At 46.0% G+C, this 25,689-nt stretch carries 15 protein-coding genes, 9 tRNA genes and 6 rRNA genes; all 30 read left to right on the forward strand.

The genetic code is table 11. From position 1 onward, the window contains the following. The first annotated feature begins 57 nt into the window (after positions 1-57). The 30 genes from ftsH (at position 58) to NSS76_RS00570 (ending at position 25,679) form a co-directional block, all read left to right on the forward strand. Positions 58-1,959, forward strand: coding sequence for an ATP-dependent zinc metalloprotease FtsH (ftsH, locus tag NSS76_RS00425; RefSeq protein WP_024427186.1), 1,902 nt, complete (start codon positions 58-60; stop codon positions 1,957-1,959). Positions 1,960-2,121: 162 nt separating this feature from the next. Further along, positions 2,122-2,898 (forward strand): type III pantothenate kinase, encoded by a 777-nt coding sequence (locus NSS76_RS00430; RefSeq protein WP_197172555.1) that lies wholly within the window; start codon positions 2,122-2,124, stop codon positions 2,896-2,898. Between the two features lie 14 nt (positions 2,899-2,912). Next, positions 2,913-3,788 (forward strand): Hsp33 family molecular chaperone HslO, encoded by an 876-nt coding sequence (hslO, locus tag NSS76_RS00435; RefSeq protein ID WP_024425653.1) that lies wholly within the window; start codon positions 2,913-2,915, stop codon positions 3,786-3,788. Positions 3,789-3,834: 46 nt separating this feature from the next. After that, positions 3,835-4,743, forward strand: coding sequence for a peptidyl-prolyl cis-trans isomerase (locus NSS76_RS00440; RefSeq protein ID WP_024425654.1), 909 nt, complete (start codon positions 3,835-3,837; stop codon positions 4,741-4,743). Positions 4,744-4,820: 77 nt separating this feature from the next. Beyond that, positions 4,821-5,744: a cysteine synthase A gene (gene cysK / locus NSS76_RS00445; RefSeq protein WP_024425655.1), complete on the forward strand. Its 924-nt coding sequence runs from the start codon at positions 4,821-4,823 to the stop codon at positions 5,742-5,744. A 124-nt stretch (positions 5,745-5,868) separates the two neighbouring features. Continuing rightward, positions 5,869-7,287 (forward strand): anthranilate synthase component I family protein, encoded by a 1,419-nt coding sequence (locus NSS76_RS00450; protein ID WP_270126386.1) that lies wholly within the window; start codon positions 5,869-5,871, stop codon positions 7,285-7,287. A gap of 13 nt (positions 7,288-7,300) precedes the next feature. Further along, on the forward strand, positions 7,301-7,894 hold the full coding sequence (gene pabA, locus NSS76_RS00455; RefSeq protein WP_073203474.1) for an aminodeoxychorismate/anthranilate synthase component II: 594 nt from the start codon (positions 7,301-7,303) through the stop codon (positions 7,892-7,894). After that, positions 7,891-8,739 (forward strand): aminodeoxychorismate lyase, encoded by an 849-nt coding sequence (gene pabC, locus NSS76_RS00460; protein WP_073203477.1) that lies wholly within the window; start codon positions 7,891-7,893, stop codon positions 8,737-8,739. Before pabA ends, pabC begins: the two co-directional genes overlap by 4 nt. A 9-nt stretch (positions 8,740-8,748) precedes the next feature. Beyond that, entirely contained in the window at positions 8,749-9,606 is an 858-nt protein-coding gene (gene folP / locus NSS76_RS00465; RefSeq protein WP_024425658.1) for a dihydropteroate synthase, read from the forward strand. Next, positions 9,599-9,961: a dihydroneopterin aldolase gene (gene folB / locus NSS76_RS00470; RefSeq protein WP_080780838.1), complete on the forward strand. Its 363-nt coding sequence runs from the start codon at positions 9,599-9,601 to the stop codon at positions 9,959-9,961. The genes folP and folB overlap by 8 nt, the downstream gene beginning before the upstream one ends. Next, complete coding sequence (gene folK / locus NSS76_RS00475; protein WP_024425660.1) at positions 9,958-10,461, forward strand: 2-amino-4-hydroxy-6-hydroxymethyldihydropteridine diphosphokinase; 504 nt, start codon at positions 9,958-9,960, stop codon at positions 10,459-10,461. Before folB ends, folK begins: the two co-directional genes overlap by 4 nt. Beyond that, entirely contained in the window at positions 10,413-10,646 is a 234-nt protein-coding gene (locus NSS76_RS00480; protein ID WP_024425661.1) for a helix-turn-helix domain-containing protein, read from the forward strand. The genes folK and NSS76_RS00480 overlap by 49 nt, the downstream gene beginning before the upstream one ends. Beyond that, positions 10,639-11,640 carry a tRNA dihydrouridine synthase DusB gene (gene dusB / locus NSS76_RS00485; RefSeq protein ID WP_024425662.1) on the forward strand — a complete coding sequence of 334 codons (1,002 nt, stop codon included), beginning with the start codon at positions 10,639-10,641 and terminating at the stop codon, positions 11,638-11,640. Before NSS76_RS00480 ends, dusB begins: the two co-directional genes overlap by 8 nt. A gap of 90 nt (positions 11,641-11,730) precedes the next feature. Next, a complete protein-coding gene (gene lysS / locus NSS76_RS00490; RefSeq protein WP_341080026.1) occupies positions 11,731-13,230 on the forward strand; it encodes a lysine--tRNA ligase in 1,500 nt (499 codons plus the stop codon). A gap of 342 nt (positions 13,231-13,572) precedes the next feature. Then, positions 13,573-15,121 (forward strand): 16S ribosomal RNA (locus NSS76_RS00495). Between the two features lie 182 nt (positions 15,122-15,303). After that, positions 15,304-18,234 (forward strand): 23S ribosomal RNA (locus NSS76_RS00500). A 60-nt stretch (positions 18,235-18,294) separates the two neighbouring features. After that, positions 18,295-18,410, forward strand: a 5S ribosomal RNA gene (rrf, locus tag NSS76_RS00505). An 820-nt stretch (positions 18,411-19,230) separates the two neighbouring features. After that, positions 19,231-19,306 (forward strand) — tRNA-Val (locus tag NSS76_RS00510). A 33-nt stretch (positions 19,307-19,339) separates the two neighbouring features. Then, a tRNA-Thr gene (locus NSS76_RS00515) sits at positions 19,340-19,415 on the forward strand. A 37-nt stretch (positions 19,416-19,452) separates the two neighbouring features. After that, positions 19,453-19,528 (forward strand) — tRNA-Lys (locus NSS76_RS00520). 8 nt (positions 19,529-19,536) lie between these two features. Then, a tRNA-Leu gene (locus tag NSS76_RS00525) sits at positions 19,537-19,619 on the forward strand. 30 nt (positions 19,620-19,649) lie between these two features. Beyond that, positions 19,650-19,721, forward strand: a tRNA-Gly gene (locus NSS76_RS00530). Positions 19,722-19,733: 12 nt separating this feature from the next. Beyond that, a tRNA-Leu gene (locus tag NSS76_RS00535) sits at positions 19,734-19,819 on the forward strand. Between the two features lie 10 nt (positions 19,820-19,829). Next, positions 19,830-19,906 (forward strand) — tRNA-Arg (locus tag NSS76_RS00540). A 7-nt stretch (positions 19,907-19,913) separates the two neighbouring features. Continuing rightward, positions 19,914-19,990, forward strand: a tRNA-Pro gene (locus NSS76_RS00545). 8 nt (positions 19,991-19,998) lie between these two features. Beyond that, a tRNA-Ala gene (locus NSS76_RS00550) sits at positions 19,999-20,074 on the forward strand. A 125-nt stretch (positions 20,075-20,199) separates the two neighbouring features. Next, positions 20,200-21,748 (forward strand): 16S ribosomal RNA (locus NSS76_RS00555). A gap of 182 nt (positions 21,749-21,930) precedes the next feature. Further along, positions 21,931-24,861 (forward strand): 23S ribosomal RNA (locus NSS76_RS00560). A gap of 60 nt (positions 24,862-24,921) precedes the next feature. Then, positions 24,922-25,037, forward strand: a 5S ribosomal RNA gene (rrf, locus tag NSS76_RS00565). The 16S, 23S and 5S rRNA genes sit together here with 9 tRNA genes alongside, the layout of an rRNA operon. Before the next feature lie 177 nt (positions 25,038-25,214). Continuing rightward, positions 25,215-25,679 (forward strand): CtsR family transcriptional regulator, encoded by a 465-nt coding sequence (locus NSS76_RS00570; RefSeq protein WP_003217184.1) that lies wholly within the window; start codon positions 25,215-25,217, stop codon positions 25,677-25,679. The last annotated feature ends 10 nt before the right edge of the window (positions 25,680-25,689 follow it).

Here is a 25,689-nt window from a genome sequence, read left to right on the forward strand (position 1 = left end):
ATGATTTTCTATGATACTATTGAACATAGTTGTGCTTACTGTGGGAGGAGGTAAGGAATGAATCGGGTTTTTCGTAATACGATTTTTTATATACTTATTTTATTACTTGTGATAGGGGTCGTCAGTTGGTTAGGATCCCCAAATCAAAAGCCTGAGAACATGTCTTACAGCAAATTTTCGCAAAATCTAAGTGCGGGAAAAGTGGAGAGTATCTCCATTCAGCCTGTAAGAGGGGTTTATGAAATTCGTGGTCAATTAGATGGCGCGAAGAAAGATCAATACTTCATTACCCATGTTCCAGATGGTCAAGGTGTTGACCAAATTTACAGTGCACTGAAGAATACAGATGTAAAAGTAGAACCAGCACCTGAAACAAATGGATGGCTGCAAGTTTTGACAACCATCATTCCGTTTATCATCATCTTTATTCTGTTCTTCTTCTTATTGAACCAAGCTCAGGGCGGCGGAAGCCGAGTCATGAACTTTGGTAAGAGTAAGGCGAAGCTTTACACAGAAGAGAAGAAACGTGTGAAATTTAAAGATGTTGCCGGTGCAGATGAAGAAAAGCAAGAGCTTGTAGAAGTGGTTGAATTCCTGAAGGATCCACGTAAATTTGCGGAGCTTGGCGCAAGAATCCCTAAAGGGGTTTTACTAGTAGGACCTCCAGGTACAGGTAAAACATTGCTTGCGAGAGCATCTGCAGGAGAAGCAGGCGTTCCTTTCTTCAGCATCAGTGGTTCTGACTTCGTCGAGATGTTCGTCGGTGTCGGTGCATCACGTGTACGTGATTTATTCGAAAATGCGAAAAAGAATGCACCTTGCTTAATCTTTATTGATGAGATTGATGCAGTGGGTCGTCAGCGTGGAGCTGGTCTTGGCGGTGGTCATGACGAGCGTGAACAAACGCTTAACCAGCTTCTTGTTGAAATGGATGGTTTTAGTGCCAACGAAGGTATTATTATCATTGCTGCGACAAACCGTGCAGATATTCTAGACCCTGCATTGCTGCGTCCGGGACGTTTTGACCGTCAAATTACGGTTGACCGCCCAGATGTTATTGGCCGTGAAGAAGTACTGAAAGTTCATGCGAAAAACAAACCGCTTGACGAGTCAGTTAACTTAAAAGCCATTGCAAGCAGAACACCAGGGTTCTCTGGAGCAGATCTTGAGAACTTACTAAACGAAGCAGCACTTGTTGCTGCCCGTCATAACAAAAAGAAAATCGATATGCGTGATATTGACGAAGCGACTGACCGTGTCATCGCTGGGCCGGCGAAGAAAAGCCGTGTCATTTCGAAGAAAGAACGTAATATCGTGGCTTACCATGAAGCAGGTCATACCGTCATTGGTCTTATCCTAGACGAAGCGGACATGGTGCATAAAGTAACGATCGTTCCTCGTGGTCAGGCAGGCGGATATGCGGTCATGCTTCCAAGAGAAGACCGTTATTTCCAAACGAAGCCAGAGCTTCTTGATAAGATTGTCGGCTTGCTCGGCGGTCGTGTTGCAGAGGAAATTACGTTTGGTGAAGTAAGTACAGGCGCTCACAACGACTTCCAGCGTGCAACAGGCATTGCAAGAAGAATGGTCACAGAGTTTGGTATGTCTGATAAACTTGGTCCGCTTCAATTCGGTCAATCACAAGGAGGTCAAGTCTTCCTTGGACGTGATTTCAACAATGAGCCGAATTACAGTGAAGCGATCGCTTACGAAATTGACCAAGAAGTTCAGCGTTTCATTAAGGAGAGCTACGAACGTGCGAAACAAATTCTCACTGAGAATAAAGATAAGCTAGAAATCATCGCACAAGCCCTTCTAGAAGTTGAAACATTAGATGCTGAACAAATTAAATCTCTTTACGAAACTGGAAAGCTTCCAGAGCGTGTATACGCAGATGACGAAGAGAAAAACGATGATGTGAAAGTAAACATCAAGAAAAAAGAAGATGAAGAGATCTAATCTCCTTCTGTGAAAGCTGCCGGGATCACCGGCAGCTTTTTTTATTTCGATTCATGAATGGATCGGTTTCGAATTGTTTACAAATGGAACTCAATTCGTGTATGGTATGATAGAAAGTCGAAAAATGCTCTTTTTGAGAAACTATTCAAAGTGGTGATGAAGTTGTTACTCGTGATAGATGTAGGAAACACAAATACCGTTTTAGGTGTTTATCATAATGGCGATCTAAACTACCATTGGCGAATTGAAACAAGCCGTCATAAAACAGAAGATGAATTTGGTATGTCCATCAGGGCTTTATTCGATTATGTGGGGCTGATGTTTGACCAAATAGAAGGAATTATCATCTCCTCTGTTGTCCCGCCAATGATGTTCGCACTTGAAAGAATGTGCGAAAAGTATTTTCACATAACACCCCAAATTGTAGGGCCTGGAATGAAGACTGGATTAAACATTATGTGTGACAATCCAAAGGAAGTCGGGGCAGATCGAATTGTCAATGCAGTAGCAGCAATTCATCTATATGGGGCGCCTCTAATTGTGGTAGACTTTGGAACAGCAACAACCTACTGTTATATCAATGAACAAAAACAATACATGGGTGGAGCGATTGCACCGGGTATAACCATCTCAACTGAGGCTTTATATACAAGAGCGGCGAAGCTGCCGAGAATTGAAATTGTCCGTCCTGATCACATTGTTGGAAAAAACACCATCAGTGCGATGCAATCCGGCATCCTTTATGGATATGTTGGCCAAGTCGAGGGAATAGTGAAACGGATGAAGCAGCAAGCCAAACAAACACCGAAAGTCATTGCAACAGGCGGTTTGTCTACATTGATTGGAAATGAATCAGACTGTATTGATATTGTCGATCCGTTCCTCACATTAAAAGGACTGCAGCTCATTTATGAACGTAATCGTGTCGGTGTAATATAGGAGGTTTAAATCAAATGGATTACTTAGTTAAAGCGTTAGCATATGACGGAAAAGTCCGCGCATATGCTGCAAACACAACAGATACAATCAACGAAGCACAAAGAAGACATCATACGTGGCCGACTGCATCAGCAGCCATCGGCAGAACGATGACAGCAACAGTCATGATGGGTGCTATGCTGAAAGGTGAGAATAAGCTAACTGTCAAAATAGAAGGCGGTGGCCCAATCGGCGCCATTATTGCTGATGGAAATGCAAAAGGCCAGGTGCGAGGATATGTCTCAAACCCACAAGTTCACTTTGACTTAAATGAACATGGCAAGCTGGATGTTAGACGTGCAGTCGGAACATCTGGAACGTTAAGTGTTGTCAAAGATATCGGGCTGAAGGACCACTTTACAGGGCAAACGGAAATCGTTTCTGGTGAAATTGGAGATGACTTCACTTATTATCTTGTTTCTTCTGAGCAAGTGCCTTCTTCTGTAGGTGTAGGCGTTCTTGTCAATCCAGATAATTCGATCCTCGCAGCAGGCGGTTTCATCATTCAACTGCTGCCTGGTACAGAAGATGCTGTCATTGAAAGACTAGAAAAGCGCCTGTCAACCATTGAACCAATCTCTAAACTCATTGAAAAAGGGATGACACCAGAAGAAATATTAGAAGAAGTACTCGGTGAAAAACCTCAAATTTTAGAAACTGTACCTGTCGAATTTTCTTGTAACTGCTCAAAAGAACGGTTTGCAAATGGCATTATCAGCCTAGGGAAAGCCGAAATTGATGATATGATTGAACAAGACGGACAAGCAGAAGCTCAATGCCATTTTTGTAACGAAACGTATGTATTTACAAAAGAAGAGCTAGAAGAGCTACGTGAAGAATTAACCCGCTAAGCTCTAAGCTGCGGGTTTTCTTTTTAGAATGGAAAGGAGACGAAAGATGAGACTAAAAGCAAGAGTGGTATGGACATTTATCCTCGTGTTGCTCATGATTAATGCCGTTGTCATTGCATATGTATTAACAAAGTCACAAATGTCACAGGCTTCTTCTAACGGGAAGAGCGGTGAAGAAATTGCGTCGATTGGAAAAGAGAAGGTGACGCGTCAAGAATGGTTAAAGAAGATGGAAGACCGCTACGGAAAGGCGACACTTGAACAAATGATCAATCAGAAGGTGGTCAATCAGCTTGCCAAGCAAAACAAGCTGGAAGTGTCTTCAAAAGAGATCAATCGTGAATTGCTCATGCTCAAAGCGGTGTCTAATAATTTCTATGAAGATGGACATACAAGTGAGAAGGAATGGAAAGAACAGATTCGTTATCAAATTTTATTAGAGCAGCTTTTAACAAGAGATGCCGTCGTTTCTGAAAAAGAAGCGAAATCGTTTTATGAAAAAAACAAGGACTTATATCAATATGATGATTCATACCGCATTCGCCATATCGTCGTGAAGACAAAGAGCGAGGCTGAAAATGTATTAAAAGATTTAAAAGGTGGGTCTAGCTTCGAAGCTGTGGCAGCTGAACGTTCAATCGACCGTTACACCTCACCATACGGCGGAGATCTTGGATTTGTGACAGAAGAGCAGGAAAGTATCCCAGCCCTATACATACAAGAAGCTCAAAAGCTTCAGCCAGATGAATGGACGAAAGAGCCGATTCAGACCAAAAACGGGTATGCCATTATTCAGTTAAAAGAAAAATTAAATGGCCGCTCTTTCTCCTATGACGAAGTCAAAGACCAGATTAAAAGGCAGATTGCCATGGAAGATCTAGGTGAAAAGGCGAATGTCAAAACCCTGTGGAAAGAAGCAAAAGTCACATGGTTTTACGATGGCGAGCAGGACTAAAAGCATTGACAAAATTTTTTGAAATTGATAATTTAATATTAATACAATAAAATTACTCGGAGATAGAGGTGTTAGTGATGGCTCGTATTGCAAATTCAGTTTTTGAACTAATAGGAAATACACCAGTCGTTAAATTAAACCGTTTAGTAGATGAAGACAGTGCGGATGTCTACTTGAAACTTGAATATATGAACCCGGGCAGCAGTGTCAAAGATCGTATTGCTTTAGCGATGATCGAAGATGCTGAAGCAAAAGGTACATTAAAAGCCGGCGATACGCTTATTGAACCAACAAGCGGAAATACAGGAATCGGCCTTGCAATGGTAGCGGCTGCTAAAGGAATCAATGCGATTTTGGTTATGCCGGACACAATGAGTCAGGAGCGCCGCAACCTTTTACGCGCTTATGGTGCGGAACTTGTCTTAACACCAGGTGCAGAAGGAATGAAAGGTGCCATCAAAAAAGCGGAAGAATTAGCAGAAGAGCATGGTTACTTCATGCCTCAGCAATTTAGCAACGAAGCCAATGCAGAGATTCACCGTCGTACAACTGGGAAAGAAATCCTTGAACAGTTTGACGGCGAGCTTGATGCATTTATTGCAGGTGTTGGTACGGGCGGTACGATTACAGGAGCTGGTGAAGTCCTAAAAGAAGCCATCCCATCCATCCAGCTTTATGCAGTAGAGCCGACAGATTCTCCTGTATTGTCAGGCGGTAAGCCGGGTCCGCATAAAATTCAAGGAATTGGAGCAGGTTTTGTTCCTTCAATCTTGAACACAGAAATATATGACGGCATCATCCAAGTGAAAAACGAAGATGCATTTGAGCTTGCAAGAAAAGCAGCGAAAGAAGAAGGAATCCTTGGCGGTATTTCTTCTGGAGCAGCTATTTACGCAGCGCTTCAAACAGCGAAGAAGCTTGGTAAAGGGAAAAAGGTTCTGGCCATCATCCCAAGTAATGGTGAGCGTTACCTCAGTACACCTCTTTATCAATTCGATTAAACCAATCACCCCAGCATTTGCTGGGGTTTTTTTATGAATTCTGAAGATGGAAAGCAAATACTATTTTCTAAATAAAATGGATTGCATTACAATAAGGTTAATGAAAATGAAAAAGGATGATAACATGACACAACGCAGGCCGATGGGCATCAAAATTCCTTTTACGAAAGATGCATTTTTGAAAAGATACGAACAATTAACTGCTCGTGAAACACATCATGTGCTTCTTGAAAGTGCGCGCGGCGGTTCTTATAGCATCGCTGGTATTCACCCGATCGCAAAAGCGAAGGGGAAAGATGGAATGACGACTATCCATTATCAAGATGAGGTGCTGTTCAAAGAAGGTGATCCATTCAGAGCATTTACGGATTGGTTTCAAACCCTTCGAACTGAAACGAACGACGAATATCCCGACTTTCAAGGCGGAGCCATTGGGTTTTTAAGCTACGATTATGCTAGATACATCGAACATTTTAAGATGCTGTCAATTGATGATCTTCAAACACCAGACCTTTATTTCCTCGTATTTAACGATGTTGCAGTTTTTGATCATAAAGAGCACGCGCTGTGGCTGATTACGCACATAGAGGAAGCGGAATCAGGGAGTGAAGCGAACCAAAGGCTTGAAGAATGGAAGCAAAAATGGACAAGCTCTTCAGAAGAATCAGCACAATCACCTGTCAGTGAACCTTCTACAGAATTTGTACCAGCAGCACCATTCACTGAAGAAGCCTTTGGGGAAGCAGTAGAGAAAATTAAGCAGTATATCGCAAACGGTGATGTGTTCCAAGTGAACTTATCCATCAGACAAGATGAACAGCTTCACACTCATCCGTATGATTTATACAAAACGTTACGTCAGGTAAATCCATCTCCTTACATGTCTTACTTGCATACGCCTGACTTCCAGATTGTTTGTGGATCTCCAGAGTTGCTAATTAAGAAAAAAGGAACTCAGCTAGAAACAAGACCAATTGCCGGAACAAGATCACGAGGCAAAGACGACGCTGAGGATCAAGCTCTGGCAAAAGAGCTCATTGAAAATGAAAAAGAACGCGCAGAGCATGTGATGCTCGTTGATCTTGAGCGGAATGACCTTGGACGCGTATCCACTTATGGATCCGTAAAAGTGAACGAATTTATGGCGATTGAGAAATATTCACACGTGATGCATATTGTATCCAATGTACAAGGAGAGCTGCGTGATGAATGTGACGCGGTAGATGTCATGAGAGCTGTATTCCCAGGTGGAACGATTACAGGTGCTCCAAAAGTAAGGACGATGGAAATCATAGAAGAACTTGAGCCAACAAGACGTGGGCTTTATACTGGATCTATAGGCTGGTTTGGATTCAATCACGATATGCACTTTAATATCGTCATTCGTACTGCGTATTGTACAGAAGGAAAGGCCTTTATGCAGTCAGGGGCGGGGATCGTCATAGATTCTGTCCCAAAACACGAATACAAAGAATCAATTAAAAAAGCCTATGCAGTGAAAAAAGCATTACAGTTGAGCAAAGAAGAGACTATTTTGAGTTAGAGGTGAGCAGAGTATGATTTTAATGATTGATAATTATGATTCATTTACGTACAACCTGGTCCAGTATTTAGGAGAGCTTGGGGAAGATTTGATCGTGAAACGGAATGATCAAGTAACCATTCAAGAAATTGAAGAGCTCAAGCCGGATTTCCTCATGATTTCTCCAGGGCCATGCAGTCCTGATGAAGCGGGGATTAGCATGGAGGCGATCAAGCACTTTGCAGGAAGTATTCCGATCTTCGGTGTGTGTCTAGGTCACCAATCCATCGCACAAGTCTTTGGCGGGGATGTCGTTCGAGCAGAGCGCTTAATGCACGGTAAAACGTCAGAGATTAAACATGACGGAAAAGGTGTCTTCACAGGACTTCAAAATCCGCTCGTTGCAACGAGATATCATTCGTTAATTGTCAAAAACGAGACATTGCCAGAGTGCTTTGACGCAACAGCCAGCACAAAAGAAGGCGAGCTCATGGCGATTCGCCATAAAGAACTGCCGATTGAAAGTGTGCAATTCCATCCTGAATCGATTATGACATCCTTCGGAAAAGAAATGCTGAAAAATTTCATTGAAACCTATCGTAAAAAGGGGCATGAAGTAAACGCATGATCATTTATCTGAACGGTCAGTATATAGAGGAGAAAGACGCGACTCTTTCTCCTTTTGATCATGGTTTTCTATATGGCATCGGTGTATTCGAAACATTTACCAGCCTGGCAGGACAAGTCTTCCTGTTAGATTGGCATCTTGAAAGGCTCAATCAATCATTACGTGACCTTTGCATCGAATCCACAATAGAGAAACCATTTGTACTCGACATCATTCATACTTTACTGAATAAAAACCAAATAGCCGGCGGCCATGCGAGAATTCGCTTGAATGTTTCTGCGGGCAGAGGCAATGGGTTTTCTGCAGATCCTTATGAAGAGCCTGTCGTTTTTGTCATGATCTCTCCATTCCGTCCAGAATCTATTTTAGATGAGAAAAAGGGAGTCATTCTTCAAACAAGAAGAAATACACCAGAAGGGCCAAGGCGCCTCAAGTCTCATCACTATATGAACAACCTGCTCGCGAAAAGAGAAGTGGGGAACGACCCGGCGTTAGAAGGCATCTTTTTAACGAAAGAAGATGATGTGGCAGAAGGTATTACCTCGAATGTTTTTTGGCGGAAAGATGATGTGGTCTATACACCGTCACTTGATACAGGCATTTTAAATGGGGTCACTCGTCGATACTGTATGGAAACGCTCCACGCGATGGGGGTCTCGCTAAAGGAAGGACGATACCCAGTCTCACATTTGCTCTCAGCTGATGAGGTATGGATGACTAATTCTGTTCAGGGAGTTGTACCTTTCGGGAGTATAGGAGACATCCACTTGCCCAAAAACAGCCGGACCATCTCAACAAAGTTAAGAATGCAATACACAAAAGAACGTCAAGACCATAAAGAGTAGGTGGACACAATGACACAACAATTGATAAAACAGCCTAAAATCATACAGGCCAAGCATCACACCCTTAGCTATGAAGAAAAGACATTGGTCATGGGCATTTTAAATGTCACGCCTGACTCTTTTTCAGATGGAGGAAAGTTTAATCAAGTAGATAAAGCGCTGGCTCATGCAGCGCAGCTGATAGAAGACGGGGCGCATATTATTGATATTGGCGGAGAATCGACTCGCCCAGGAGCGGCACTTGTCTCGGAAGAAGAGGAGCTTTCAAGGGTCATTCCTGTCATTGAGAAGATCACAAAAGAATTAGATGTACCTATCTCTATTGATACGTATAAAGCCCGTGTTGCAGATGAAGCGGTGAAAGCTGGAGCCTCCATCATTAATGATGTATGGGGAGCGAAGGCAGATCCCCAAATGGCACATGTGGCAGCGAAGCACAATGTCCCAATCATTTTAATGCACAATCGGCCAGAACGAAACTACACACATCTGATTTCAGATATGATCGCCGATTTGAAAGAAAGTGTCCAAATTGCCCAGCAAGCGGGTGTCCGTGATGACATGATTATATTAGATCCAGGGGTAGGATTTGCGAAAAATAAAGAGGACAACCTGAAGGTCATGAATGAACTTGAACATTTTTGTCACCTTGGGTATCCACTGCTGCTAGCTACATCACGAAAACGATTCATTGGTGCTGTTTTAGACCTGCCTCCTGAAGAACGTACTGAAGGAACAGGTGCGACAGTTTGCCTTGGGATTCAAAAGGGCAGTGCGATGGTCCGTGTACATGATGTAAAAGAAATAGCAAGAATGGCAAAAATGATGGATGCCATGCTGAATAAGGGAGGCGCTTATCATCGATAAAGTATATGTAAATGGAATGGAATTTTACGGGTACCATGGTGTATTTGCAGAAGAAAATAAATTAGGGCAGCGATTCCGCGTGGACTTAACAGCTTCACTTGATTTAAGTAAAGCCGGACAAACTGATGACCTCAATGAGACCATTAACTATGCAGAGCTTTACCAAATCTGCAAAAGCATTGTAGAAGGTAAGCCGGTCAATCTCGTTGAAACACTGACAGAAAGAATTGCAAACCAAGTGTTAAAGGACTTTCCGACAGTTCAGGAATGTACAGTGAAGGTGATCAAACCAGATCCGCCAATTCCAGGACACTATCAGTCCGTTGCAATTGAAATGACGAGATCGCGCACATGAACAATACAGCATACATCGCATTAGGCTCAAACATAGGTAAAAAAGAAACCTATTTAAAAGAAGCCGTCAAAAAACTGCATGAACATCCAGAGGTTCAAGTAGAATTAATCTCATCGATATATGAAACAGCACCTGTAGGATATGAAAACCAAGATGACTTTTTAAACATGGCCGTGAAAATTACCACTTCACTTCGTCCGGAGGAACTGCTGTCTCTTACTCAGAAAATCGAGCAGGAGTTAGGCAGAACAAGAGAAGTGAGATGGGGACCGCGAACGGCTGACCTTGACATTTTACTTTATAATCGTGAAAATATTGAAACAGAACAACTTGTAGTACCGCATCCTAGAATGTACGAACGTTTATTCGTTCTTGTCCCGATGAGTGAGATTTGCCCAGAAATCGGCGAAGTACAAATAAATGCCGTAACAGACCAAGAAGGTGTAAGCATATGGAAAAAGACATGTGGGGTAGAAGAATTCGTGCATACCGAAAGCTAAAAGGGTATACTCAGGAAGGGTTCGCGAAAAGACTGGGCATCTCTGTCTCTGTCTTAGGAGAAATTGAGCGAGGCAATCGATTACCAACAAACCAATTGGTTGGTCAAATAGCAGATGCTTTAAATATAACGGTGGAAGAACTTTCACCAATTCTTGAAGAAGAAAGGAGGGGGAAAAATGTTTAAAATCGGAGATATCGAGATTAAAAACAAAGTAGTGCTCGCACCAATGGCTGGTGTGTGCAACTCTGCCTTCAGACTGACGGTGAAAGAGTTTGGAGCGGGCTTAGTCTGCGCTGAAATGGTCAGTGACAAAGCGATCCTGATCAACAACGCGAGAACGATGGGTATGCTATACATTGATGAACGGGAAAAGCCTTTGAGCCTTCAGATATTTGGAGGGGAAAAAGACACACTCGTTGAAGCGGCAAAGTTCGTAGACCAGAATACCACAGCTGATATTATTGATATTAACATGGGCTGTCCTGTACCAAAGATTACGAAATGTGATGCAGGAGCGAAATGGCTCCTTGATCCAAACAAGATTTATGAAATGGTCTCTGCTGTCGTAGAAGCTGTAGACAAACCAGTTACTGTGAAAATGAGAATGGGCTGGGATGAAGACCATATCTTTGCTATCGACAATGCCCGTGCTGTTGAACGAGCAGGTGGACAAGCGGTTGCGCTTCACGGACGGACACGCGTGCAAATGTACGAAGGAACAGCGAATTGGGATATTATTAAAGAGGTTAAACAATCTGTTTCAATTCCTGTCATCGGCAATGGCGATGTCAAAACCCCTCAAGATGCAAAACGTATGCTTGATGAAACGGGTGTGGACGCTGTCATGATCGGAAGAGCTGCACTAGGAAACCCGTGGATGATTTATCGAACGGTTCATTATTTAGAAACGGGTGAACTGAAAGAAGAGCCAAACGTGCGTGAGAAAATGTCAGTGTGCAAGCTTCACTTAGACAGACTCATCGATCTAAAAGGCGAGCATGTGGCTGTTAGAGAAATGAGAAAGCACGCAGCATGGTACTTAAAAGGTGTCCGAGGCAATGCGGACGTAAGAAATCAAATCAATCAAAGTGAAACGAGAGCGGAGCTTGTACAAGTTCTTGATGACTTTACGATCGAAGCCGAGGCAAAAGAGCTTCAAAGTATAAAAGTAGGATAAGATTATCTTTCTTTTTGTAGCTCACTGCTAGTGCATGTACTGGCAGTTTTTCTGCTTTTCTCTGCAAAATACATTATTGGAGTGATATAAATGAGTAATGAAGGGCTTAATAACGAAGAATTGAATGACCAATTCCAGGTCAGACGTGACAAAATGAATAAAATGAGAGAAGAGGGTATCGATCCATTCGGTGAACGATATGACCGCTCTCATCAATCTGCACAAATTATCGCTGAATACGACGAGTTTTCTAAAGAAGACTTAGAAGGAAAAGCGGCTCAAGTAACAATCGCTGGACGTTTGATGACAAAGCGCGGAAAAGGTAAAGCTGGCTTTGCGCATATTCAAGACCTAGAAGGACAAATTCAAATCTACGTTCGTAAAGATAGTGTAGGGGAAGAAGCTTACGAATTATTTAAAAGCTCAGACCTAGGCGATATCATCGGTGTAACAGGGACTGTTTTTAAAACAAATGTCGGAGAACTTTCTATTAAAGCGACTAGCTTTGAGGTTCTGACAAAAGCACTTCGCCCGCTTCCTGATAAATATCATGGATTAAAAGATGTTGAACAACGCTATCGTCAGCGCTACCTTGACCTCATTGTAAATCCAGAAAGTAAGCAGACATTCATTATGCGAAGCAAAATCATTCAATCCATGAGAAGATACTTGGATTCTAAAGGATACTTAGAAGTTGAAACACCAACTATGCACAGCATTCCTGGTGGTGCATCAGCGCGTCCTTTCATTACTCATCACAATGCACTTGATATGCCGCTTTATATGCGTATTGCGATCGAGCTGCACTTAAAACGCCTAATTGTCGGTGGTCTAGAGAAAGTATACGAGATTGGCCGCGTATTCCGTAATGAAGGTGTATCGACTCGTCATAACCCAGAATTCACTATGATCGAGCTGTATGAAGCATACGCAGACTACAAAGACATCATGAATCTGACTGAAAACTTGATTGCCCATATTGCCCAAGAGGTGCTGGGAACAACAACCATTCAATATGGAGAAGATGAAATTGATCTCAAACCTGAATGGAAGAGACTGCATATGGTTGAAGCGGTCAAAGAAGCAACAGGTGTAGACTTCTGGCAGGAGATGTCTATAGAAGAAGCAAAACAACATGCTGCTGATCATGGTGTTGAATTCACGAAAAATATGACAGTAGGTCATATTATCAATGAGTTCTTCGAGCAAAAAGTAGAAGAAACATTGGTTCAGCCTACATTCATTTACGGACATCCAGTGGAGATTTCTCCATTAGCTAAGAAAAATCCTGAAGATCCTCGCTTCACAGATCGCTTTGAGCTGTTTATCGTGCGCCGTGAGCATGCAAATGCATTCACAGAGCTAAACGATCCAATTGATCAAAGAGAACGCTTTGAAGCTCAATTAAAAGAACGTGAAGAAGGAAATGACGAAGCACATCTAATGGATGACGATTTTGTTGAAGCATTAGAATACGGCATGCCTCCAACAGGTGGTTTAGGAATCGGGATCGACCGATTAATCATGCTTTTAACAAATTCTCCATCAATCAGAGATGTACTGCTTTTCCCGCAAATGAGAAACCGCTAATACATCAATCAAAGCGCCATTCTATCTATGGCGCTTTTTATTTTTCATAAAATGAAACTTTTTTTTAAAAAACTATTGCAAGGAAAGATTCCAGGTGGTATATTATTATTCGTTGCCGCAAAACAGCAACGAGGTTAAAAAAAGAAATTGAAAAAAGTTCTTGACTTTAACCGATGTAAAATGGTAAGATATTAAAGTCGCTTACGAGCGATAACGAACATGATCTTTGAAAACTAAACAAGACAAAACGTACCTGTTAATTCGAGTTTTTATAAAAAAATCCTATGATACTTCATAGGTAGTCAGTCAAACTGGCGAAAAGCAAAACTTCGGTTTTGTACTTTTTCGGAGAGTTTGATCCTGGCTCAGGACGAACGCTGGCGGCGTGCCTAATACATGCAAGTCGAGCGGACAGAAGGGAGCTTGCTCCCGGATGTTAGCGGCGGACGGGTGAGTAACACGTGGGTAACCTGCCTGTAAGACTGGGATAACTCCGGGAAACCGGAGCTAATACCGGATAGTTCCTTGAACCGCATGGTTCAAGGATGAAAGACGGTTTCGGCTGTCACTTACAGATGGACCCGCGGCGCATTAGCTAGTTGGTGGGGTAATGGCTCACCAAGGCGACGATGCGTAGCCGACCTGAGAGGGTGATCGGCCACACTGGGACTGAGACACGGCCCAGACTCCTACGGGAGGCAGCAGTAGGGAATCTTCCGCAATGGACGAAAGTCTGACGGAGCAACGCCGCGTGAGTGATGAAGGTTTTCGGATCGTAAAGCTCTGTTGTTAGGGAAGAACAAGTGCGAGAGTAACTGCTCGCACCTTGACGGTACCTAACCAGAAAGCCACGGCTAACTACGTGCCAGCAGCCGCGGTAATACGTAGGTGGCAAGCGTTGTCCGGAATTATTGGGCGTAAAGGGCTCGCAGGCGGTTTCTTAAGTCTGATGTGAAAGCCCCCGGCTCAACCGGGGAGGGTCATTGGAAACTGGGAAACTTGAGTGCAGAAGAGGAGAGTGGAATTCCACGTGTAGCGGTGAAATGCGTAGAGATGTGGAGGAACACCAGTGGCGAAGGCGACTCTCTGGTCTGTAACTGACGCTGAGGAGCGAAAGCGTGGGGAGCGAACAGGATTAGATACCCTGGTAGTCCACGCCGTAAACGATGAGTGCTAAGTGTTAGGGGGTTTCCGCCCCTTAGTGCTGCAGCTAACGCATTAAGCACTCCGCCTGGGGAGTACGGTCGCAAGACTGAAACTCAAAGGAATTGACGGGGGCCCGCACAAGCGGTGGAGCATGTGGTTTAATTCGAAGCAACGCGAAGAACCTTACCAGGTCTTGACATCCTCTGACAACCCTAGAGATAGGGCTTTCCCTTCGGGGACAGAGTGACAGGTGGTGCATGGTTGTCGTCAGCTCGTGTCGTGAGATGTTGGGTTAAGTCCCGCAACGAGCGCAACCCTTGATCTTAGTTGCCAGCATTCAGTTGGGCACTCTAAGGTGACTGCCGGTGACAAACCGGAGGAAGGTGGGGATGACGTCAAATCATCATGCCCCTTATGACCTGGGCTACACACGTGCTACAATGGACAGAACAAAGGGCTGCAAGACCGCAAGGTTTAGCCAATCCCATAAATCTGTTCTCAGTTCGGATCGCAGTCTGCAACTCGACTGCGTGAAGCTGGAATCGCTAGTAATCGCGGATCAGCATGCCGCGGTGAATACGTTCCCGGGCCTTGTACACACCGCCCGTCACACCACGAGAGTTTGCAACACCCGAAGTCGGTGAGGTAACCTTTATGGAGCCAGCCGCCGAAGGTGGGGCAGATGATTGGGGTGAAGTCGTAACAAGGTAGCCGTATCGGAAGGTGCGGCTGGATCACCTCCTTTCTAAGGATATATGGAGCAGCGTACGTTTTCGTCTTGTTTAGTTTTGAAGGATCATTCCTTCAAAACATGTCTCTAGCGAGACAGGATTGTTCTTTGAAAACTAGATAACAATAAGTAATACATTCACATTGAATGCAATGCAAAGTTCATCACACATAGTGATTCTTTCTAAAGTAAGAAATGGTTAAGTTAGAAAGGGCGCACGGTGGATGCCTTGGCACTAGGAGCCGATGAAGGACGGGACGAACACCGATATGCTTCGGGGAGCTGTAAGCAAGCTTTGATCCGGAGATTTCCGAATGGGGAAACCCACTGCTCGTAATGGAGTAGTATCCATACTTGAATACATAGAGTATGAGAAGGCATACCCGGGGAACTGAAACATCTAAGTACCCGGAGGAAGAGAAAGCAAATGCGATTCCCTGAGTAGCGGCGAGCGAAACGGGAACAGCCCAAACCAAGAGGCTTGCCTCTTGGGGTTGTAGGACACTCTATACGGAGTTACAAAGGAATGATATAAGCGAAGAGGTCTGGAAAGGCCCGCCAAAGAAGGTAACAGCCCTGTAACTGAAATGTCGTTCTCTCCAGAGTGGATCCTGAGTACGGCGGAACACGTGAAATTCCGTCGGAATCCGGGAGGACCATCTCCCAAGGCTAAATACTCCCTAGTGACCGATAGTGAACCAGTACCGTGAGGGAAAGGTGAAAAGCACCCCGGAAGGGGAGTGAAATAGATCCTGAAACCGTGTGCCTACAAGTAGTCAGAGCCCGTTAACGGGTGATGGCGTGCCTTTTGTAGAATGAACCGGCGAGTTACGATCCCGTGCAAGGTTAAGCAGAAGATGCGGAGCCGCAGCGAAAGCGAGTCTGAATAGGGCGCATGAGTACGTGGTCGTAGACCCGAAACCAGGTGATCTACCCATGTCCAGGGTGAAGTTCAGGTAACACTGAATGGAGGCCCGAACCCACGCACGTTGAAAAGTGCGGGGATGAGGTGTGGGTAGGGGTGAAATGCCAATCGAACCTGGAGATAGCTGGTTCTCTCCGAAATAGCTTTAGGGCTAGCCTCAAGGTAAGAGTCTCGGAGGTAGAGCACTGATTGGACTAGGGGCCCCTACCGGGTTACCGAATTCAGTCAAACTCCGAATGCCGATGACTTATCCTTGGGAGTCAGACTGCGAGTGATAAGATCCGTAGTCGAAAGGGAAACAGCCCAGACCGCCAGCTAAGGTCCCAAAGTATACGTTAAGTGGAAAAGGATGTGGAGTTGCTTAGACAACCAGGATGTTGGCTTAGAAGCAGCCACCATTTAAAGAGTGCGTAATAGCTCACTGGTCGAGTGACTCTGCGCCGAAAATGTACCGGGGCTAAACGTATCACCGAAGCTGCGGACTGTTCTTACGAACAGTGGTAGGAGAGCGTTCTAAGGGCTGTGAAGCCAGACCGGAAGGACTGGTGGAGCGCTTAGAAGTGAGAATGCCGGTATGAGTAGCGAAAGACGGGTGAGAATCCCGTCCACCGAATGCCTAAGGTTTCCTGAGGAAGGCTCGTCCGCTCAGGGTTAGTCGGGACCTAAGCCGAGGCCGAAAGGCGTAGGCGATGGACAACAGGTTGATATTCCTGTACCACCTCCTCACCATTTGAGCAATGGGGGGACGCAGGAGGATAGGGTAAGCGCGGTATTGGATATCCGCGTCCAAGCAGTTAGGCTGGGAAATAGGCAAATCCGTTTCCCATAAAGGCTGAGCTGTGATGGCGAGCGAAATTTAGTAGCGAAGTTCCTGATTCCACACTGCCAAGAAAAGCCTCTAGCGAGGTGAGAGGTGCCCGTACCGCAAACCGACACAGGTAGGCGAGGAGAGAATCCTAAGGTGATCGAGAGAACTCTCGTTAAGGAACTCGGCAAAATGACCCCGTAACTTCGGGAGAAGGGGTGCTTCTTAGGGTGTTAAAGCCCCGAGAAGCCGCAGTGAATAGGCCCAGGCGACTGTTTAGCAAAAACACAGGTCTCTGCGAAGCCGTAAGGCGAAGTATAGGGGCTGACGCCTGCCCGGTGCTGGAAGGTTAAGAGGAGCGCTTAGCGTAAGCGAAGGTGCGAATTGAAGCCCCAGTAAACGGCGGCCGTAACTATAACGGTCCTAAGGTAGCGAAATTCCTTGTCGGGTAAGTTCCGACCCGCACGAAAGGCGCAACGATCTGGGCACTGTCTCAACGAGAGACTCGGTGAAATTATAGTACCTGTGAAGATGCAGGTTACCCGCGACAGGACGGAAAGACCCCGTGGAGCTTTACTGCAGCCTGATATTGAATGTTGGTACAGCTTGTACAGGATAGGTAGGAGCCTTGGAAACCGGAGCGCTAGCTTCGGTGGAGGCATCGGTGGGATACTACCCTGGCTGTATTGACCTTCTAACCCGCTGCCCTTATCGGGCAGGGAGACAGTGTCAGGTGGGCAGTTTGACTGGGGCGGTCGCCTCCTAAAATGTAACGGAGGCGCCCAAAGGTTCCCTCAGAATGGTTGGAAATCATTCGCAGAGTGTAAAGGCACAAGGGAGCTTGACTGCGAGACCTACAAGTCGAGCAGGGACGAAAGTCGGGCTTAGTGATCCGGTGGTTCCGCATGGAAGGGCCATCGCTCAACGGATAAAAGCTACCCCGGGGATAACAGGCTTATCTCCCCCAAGAGTCCACATCGACGGGGAGGTTTGGCACCTCGATGTCGGCTCATCGCATCCTGGGGCTGTAGTCGGTCCCAAGGGTTGGGCTGTTCGCCCATTAAAGCGGTACGCGAGCTGGGTTCAGAACGTCGTGAGACAGTTCGGTCCCTATCCGTCGCGGGCGCAGGAAATTTGAGAGGAGCTGTCCTTAGTACGAGAGGACCGGGATGGACGCACCGCTGGTGTACCAGTTGTTCTGCCAAGGGCATCGCTGGGTAGCTATGTGCGGACGGGATAAGTGCTGAAAGCATCTAAGCATGAAGCCCCCCTCAAGATGAGATTTCCCATTCCGCAAGGAAGTAAGATCCCTGAAAGATGATCAGGTTGATAGGTCTGAGGTGGAAGCGTGGTGACACGTGGAGCTGACAGATACTAATAGATCGAGGACTTAACCTATATTCTAATGTGAACATGAACATTGTTATCTAGTTTTGAGAGAACATTCTCTCCATCAGGTTTGGTGGCGATAGCGAAGAGGTCACACCCGTTCCCATACCGAACACGGAAGTTAAGCTCTTCAGCGCCGATGGTAGTTGGGGGTTTCCCCCTGTGAGAGTAGGACGCCGCCAAGCTTCTATAAGGATCAGTTCCAGTCGGAACTGGTCTTTTTTGTGTTTTTGCAAGACTTGCTTCTATATAATAGGTTCTTAAAGTGAATTGTTCCCTCGTTGATTGCTAAATAAATCAAACTTTACGCTCTTTCAATTTAACATGTCGGTCATCATATGAACCAGCAGCTCAAATTATCAAGGGTCTACACTAAAAGCATAGAAAACTTCACCTGCGGCTAAATAGATATAGAAAGGCGATGTATAGGACCACTAAATAGAAATACCTCATCCCGAAGGGGCTGGTCAGTCATTGTGGCATGTCCAATTTAAAAAGATAGAAGAAATGAAAGAAACAATACTCATTTTATTTCTCCTGTTAAAATTTTATATCGATGATAAAGCTGTTGAATATTTGAAGCAGTAGAAAAATGATGTGAAACGATTTTGTTGAAAAATAGTAAAGACCAGCAGTATTTTCACACTTTTTTATGCAAAAAAGATTTCTCGGAAAAATAAAATAATAACAGAATTTCTTTTTTGAATGTTTTTATCCAGAGATATATGAAATAAAATCAAGGGTATGAAAGCTTCTAAATAGCTGTTTTCAAAGGAATAAAGCCTTATTAGTACTCTTTTTAACAAAAAAACATAAAAAAATGAAAAAAAGGCTTTTAAAATGATGGGACAAGTGGTAAACTTCTTTAGGTGCCTTAACGAAAAGATGAAAAAACAGCTTTAAAATAAATTCAAAAATTATTTTAAAAAAGTCTTTACAAACAATATCTTATCGTTATATAATACTATTTGTCAGATCGAGAGACACTTCGAAACGACACAATATGGAGGATTAGCTCAGCTGGGAGAGCATCTGCCTTACAAGCAGAGGGTCGGCGGTTCGAGCCCGTCATCCTCCACCATATTTATTCTTACATAATGTTAGGATAGATAAAGCCGGTGTAGCTCAACTGGTAGAGCAACTGACTTGTAATCAGTAGGTTGGGGGTTCAAGTCCTCTTGCCGGCACCACTTTCATATGGTAAGATAGACAAGTCGCTTTTAAAGCGAGCCATTAGCTCAGTTGGTAGAGCATCTGACTTTTAATCAGAGGGTCGAAGGTTCGAGTCCTTCATGGCTCACCATGTTTCATGCGGGTGTGGCGGAATTGGCAGACGCGCTAGACTTAGGATCTAGTGTCTTTATGACGTGGGGGTTCAAGTCCCTTCACCCGCATTGCCAAATAAAATAAAGAAATCCTGTAATGCGGAAGTAGTTCAGTGGTAGAACACCACCTTGCCAAGGTGGGGGTCGCGGGTTCGAATCCCGTCTTCCGCTTATACCATCCACGCCGGGGTGGTGGAATTGGCAGACACACAGGACTTAAAATCCTGCGGTAGGTGACTACCGTGCCGGTTCAAGTCCGGCCCTCGGCATTATAAATAAGCGCCCGTAGCTCAATTGGATAGAGCGTTTGACTACGGATCAAAAGGTTAGGGGTTCGACTCCTCTCGGGCGCGCCATTAAGATCGGGAAGTAGCTCAGCTTGGTAGAGCACTTGGTTTGGGACCAAGGGGTCGCAGGTTCGAATCCTGTCTTCCCGACCATCTTTTATGGGGCCTTAGCTCAGCTGGGAGAGCGCCTGCCTTGCACGCAGGAGGTCAGCGGTTCGATCCCGCTAGGCTCCACCAATATGATCTTTGAAAACTAAACAAGACAAAACGTACCTGTTAATTCGAGTTTTTATAAAAAAATCCTATGAAACTTCATAGGTAGTCAGTCAAACTGGCGAAAAGCAAAACTTCGGTTTTGTACTTTTTCGGAGAGTTTGATCCTGGCTCAGGACGAACGCTGGCGGCGTGCCTAATACATGCAAGTCGAGCGGACAGAAGGGAGCTTGCTCCCGGATGTTAGCGGCGGACGGGTGAGTAACACGTGGGTAACCTGCCTGTAAGACTGGGATAACTCCGGGAAACCGGAGCTAATACCGGATAGTTCCTTGAACCGCATGGTTCAAGGATGAAAGACGGTTTCGGCTGTCACTTACAGATGGACCCGCGGCGCATTAGCTAGTTGGTGGGGTAATGGCTCACCAAGGCGACGATGCGTAGCCGACCTGAGAGGGTGATCGGCCACACTGGGACTGAGACACGGCCCAGACTCCTACGGGAGGCAGCAGTAGGGAATCTTCCGCAATGGACGAAAGTCTGACGGAGCAACGCCGCGTGAGTGATGAAGGTTTTCGGATCGTAAAGCTCTGTTGTTAGGGAAGAACAAGTGCGAGAGTAACTGCTCGCACCTTGACGGTACCTAACCAGAAAGCCACGGCTAACTACGTGCCAGCAGCCGCGGTAATACGTAGGTGGCAAGCGTTGTCCGGAATTATTGGGCGTAAAGGGCTCGCAGGCGGTTTCTTAAGTCTGATGTGAAAGCCCCCGGCTCAACCGGGGAGGGTCATTGGAAACTGGGAAACTTGAGTGCAGAAGAGGAGAGTGGAATTCCACGTGTAGCGGTGAAATGCGTAGAGATGTGGAGGAACACCAGTGGCGAAGGCGACTCTCTGGTCTGTAACTGACGCTGAGGAGCGAAAGCGTGGGGAGCGAACAGGATTAGATACCCTGGTAGTCCACGCCGTAAACGATGAGTGCTAAGTGTTAGGGGGTTTCCGCCCCTTAGTGCTGCAGCTAACGCATTAAGCACTCCGCCTGGGGAGTACGGTCGCAAGACTGAAACTCAAAGGAATTGACGGGGGCCCGCACAAGCGGTGGAGCATGTGGTTTAATTCGAAGCAACGCGAAGAACCTTACCAGGTCTTGACATCCTCTGACAACCCTAGAGATAGGGCTTTCCCTTCGGGGACAGAGTGACAGGTGGTGCATGGTTGTCGTCAGCTCGTGTCGTGAGATGTTGGGTTAAGTCCCGCAACGAGCGCAACCCTTGATCTTAGTTGCCAGCATTCAGTTGGGCACTCTAAGGTGACTGCCGGTGACAAACCGGAGGAAGGTGGGGATGACGTCAAATCATCATGCCCCTTATGACCTGGGCTACACACGTGCTACAATGGACAGAACAAAGGGCTGCAAGACCGCAAGGTTTAGCCAATCCCATAAATCTGTTCTCAGTTCGGATCGCAGTCTGCAACTCGACTGCGTGAAGCTGGAATCGCTAGTAATCGCGGATCAGCATGCCGCGGTGAATACGTTCCCGGGCCTTGTACACACCGCCCGTCACACCACGAGAGTTTGCAACACCCGAAGTCGGTGAGGTAACCTTTATGGAGCCAGCCGCCGAAGGTGGGGCAGATGATTGGGGTGAAGTCGTAACAAGGTAGCCGTATCGGAAGGTGCGGCTGGATCACCTCCTTTCTAAGGATATATGGAGCAGCGTACGTTTTCGTCTTGTTTAGTTTTGAAGGATCATTCCTTCAAAACATGTCTCTAGCGAGACAGGATTGTTCTTTGAAAACTAGATAACAATAAGTAATACATTCACATTGAATGCAATGCAAAGTTCATCACACATAGTGATTCTTTCTAAAGTAAGAAATGGTTAAGTTAGAAAGGGCGCACGGTGGATGCCTTGGCACTAGGAGCCGATGAAGGACGGGACGAACACCGATATGCTTCGGGGAGCTGTAAGCAAGCTTTGATCCGGAGATTTCCGAATGGGGAAACCCACTGCTCGTAATGGAGTAGTATCCATACTTGAATACATAGAGTATGAGAAGGCATACCCGGGGAACTGAAACATCTAAGTACCCGGAGGAAGAGAAAGCAAATGCGATTCCCTGAGTAGCGGCGAGCGAAACGGGAACAGCCCAAACCAAGAGGCTTGCCTCTTGGGGTTGTAGGACACTCTATACGGAGTTACAAAGGAATGATATAAGCGAAGAGGTCTGGAAAGGCCCGCCAAAGAAGGTAACAGCCCTGTAACTGAAATGTCGTTCTCTCCAGAGTGGATCCTGAGTACGGCGGAACACGTGAAATTCCGTCGGAATCCGGGAGGACCATCTCCCAAGGCTAAATACTCCCTAGTGACCGATAGTGAACCAGTACCGTGAGGGAAAGGTGAAAAGCACCCCGGAAGGGGAGTGAAATAGATCCTGAAACCGTGTGCCTACAAGTAGTCAGAGCCCGTTAACGGGTGATGGCGTGCCTTTTGTAGAATGAACCGGCGAGTTACGATCCCGTGCAAGGTTAAGCAGAAGATGCGGAGCCGCAGCGAAAGCGAGTCTGAATAGGGCGCATGAGTACGTGGTCGTAGACCCGAAACCAGGTGATCTACCCATGTCCAGGGTGAAGTTCAGGTAACACTGAATGGAGGCCCGAACCCACGCACGTTGAAAAGTGCGGGGATGAGGTGTGGGTAGGGGTGAAATGCCAATCGAACCTGGAGATAGCTGGTTCTCTCCGAAATAGCTTTAGGGCTAGCCTCAAGGTAAGAGTCTCGGAGGTAGAGCACTGATTGGACTAGGGGCCCCTACCGGGTTACCGAATTCAGTCAAACTCCGAATGCCGATGACTTATCCTTGGGAGTCAGACTGCGAGTGATAAGATCCGTAGTCGAAAGGGAAACAGCCCAGACCGCCAGCTAAGGTCCCAAAGTATACGTTAAGTGGAAAAGGATGTGGAGTTGCTTAGACAACCAGGATGTTGGCTTAGAAGCAGCCACCATTTAAAGAGTGCGTAATAGCTCACTGGTCGAGTGACTCTGCGCCGAAAATGTACCGGGGCTAAACGTATCACCGAAGCTGCGGACTGTTCTTACGAACAGTGGTAGGAGAGCGTTCTAAGGGCTGTGAAGCCAGACCGGAAGGACTGGTGGAGCGCTTAGAAGTGAGAATGCCGGTATGAGTAGCGAAAGACGGGTGAGAATCCCGTCCACCGAATGCCTAAGGTTTCCTGAGGAAGGCTCGTCCGCTCAGGGTTAGTCGGGACCTAAGCCGAGGCCGAAAGGCGTAGGCGATGGACAACAGGTTGATATTCCTGTACCACCTCCTCACCATTTGAGCAATGGGGGGACGCAGGAGGATAGGGTAAGCGCGGTATTGGATATCCGCGTCCAAGCAGTTAGGCTGGGAAATAGGCAAATCCGTTTCCCATAAAGGCTGAGCTGTGATGGCGAGCGAAATTTAGTAGCGAAGTTCCTGATTCCACACTGCCAAGAAAAGCCTCTAGCGAGGTGAGAGGTGCCCGTACCGCAAACCGACACAGGTAGGCGAGGAGAGAATCCTAAGGTGATCGAGAGAACTCTCGTTAAGGAACTCGGCAAAATGACCCCGTAACTTCGGGAGAAGGGGTGCTTCTTAGGGTGTTAAAGCCCCGAGAAGCCGCAGTGAATAGGCCCAGGCGACTGTTTAGCAAAAACACAGGTCTCTGCGAAGCCGTAAGGCGAAGTATAGGGGCTGACGCCTGCCCGGTGCTGGAAGGTTAAGAGGAGCGCTTAGCGTAAGCGAAGGTGCGAATTGAAGCCCCAGTAAACGGCGGCCGTAACTATAACGGTCCTAAGGTAGCGAAATTCCTTGTCGGGTAAGTTCCGACCCGCACGAAAGGCGCAACGATCTGGGCACTGTCTCAACGAGAGACTCGGTGAAATTATAGTACCTGTGAAGATGCAGGTTACCCGCGACAGGACGGAAAGACCCCGTGGAGCTTTACTGCAGCCTGATATTGAATGTTGGTACAGCTTGTACAGGATAGGTAGGAGCCTTGGAAACCGGAGCGCTAGCTTCGGTGGAGGCATCGGTGGGATACTACCCTGGCTGTATTGACCTTCTAACCCGCTGCCCTTATCGGGCAGGGAGACAGTGTCAGGTGGGCAGTTTGACTGGGGCGGTCGCCTCCTAAAATGTAACGGAGGCGCCCAAAGGTTCCCTCAGAATGGTTGGAAATCATTCGCAGAGTGTAAAGGCACAAGGGAGCTTGACTGCGAGACCTACAAGTCGAGCAGGGACGAAAGTCGGGCTTAGTGATCCGGTGGTTCCGCATGGAAGGGCCATCGCTCAACGGATAAAAGCTACCCCGGGGATAACAGGCTTATCTCCCCCAAGAGTCCACATCGACGGGGAGGTTTGGCACCTCGATGTCGGCTCATCGCATCCTGGGGCTGTAGTCGGTCCCAAGGGTTGGGCTGTTCGCCCATTAAAGCGGTACGCGAGCTGGGTTCAGAACGTCGTGAGACAGTTCGGTCCCTATCCGTCGCGGGCGCAGGAAATTTGAGAGGAGCTGTCCTTAGTACGAGAGGACCGGGATGGACGCACCGCTGGTGTACCAGTTGTTCTGCCAAGGGCATCGCTGGGTAGCTATGTGCGGACGGGATAAGTGCTGAAAGCATCTAAGCATGAAGCCCCCCTCAAGATGAGATTTCCCATTCCGCAAGGAAGTAAGATCCCTGAAAGATGATCAGGTTGATAGGTCTGAGGTGGAAGCGTGGTGACACGTGGAGCTGACAGATACTAATAGATCGAGGACTTAACCTATATTCTAATGTGAACATGAACATTGTTATCTAGTTTTGAGAGAACATTCTCTCCATCAGGTTTGGTGGCGATAGCGAAGAGGTCACACCCGTTCCCATACCGAACACGGAAGTTAAGCTCTTCAGCGCCGATGGTAGTTGGGGGTTTCCCCCTGTGAGAGTAGGACGCCGCCAAGCTTCTATAAGGATCAGTTCCAGTCGGAACTGGTCTTTTTTGTGTTTTTGAGAGGTTTGATACCATATAAATGTGGAAATAATATTGTTAGTTGAGCGATTATCTTGAAAAATCGATCGAAAAAATTTATAGTAAGATTAAAGTCAAATATAGTCAAAGTCAATGGAGGAGGAGGCGGAGTGGCACAAAATATTTCTGATATCATCGAGCAGTATTTGAAGGAAGTCTTGGATCAGAACGGTCGAGAAATATTAGAAATTAAGCGCAATGAAATTGCAGATAAATTTCAATGCGTACCTTCACAAATTAACTATGTTATCAATACACGCTTTACGAGCGAGAGAGGCTATATCGTTGAAAGTAAGCGTGGCGGCGGTGGCTATATCCGCATCATTAAAGTCAAAATGAATGATGAAGTCGACTTATTGAACAACATTATTTCTCAAATATATCATCGTTTATCACAGGCTGCATCTGATCATATCATCATGCGTCTTGTTGAAAATAACATTTTATCTGAAAGAGAAGCTAAGATGATGATTAGTGTCATGGATCGTTCTGTATTGCATATTGATTTACCTGAACGTGATGAACTGCGTGCTCGGATGATGAAAGCGATGTTAAATGCTTTGAAATTAAAGTAAAGCGGGTGAA

Source organism: Bacillus sp. FSL R5-0654 (genome assembly GCF_038008745.1).
Classification (GTDB): Bacteria; Bacillota; Bacilli; order Bacillales; family Bacillaceae; genus Bacillus; species Bacillus safensis.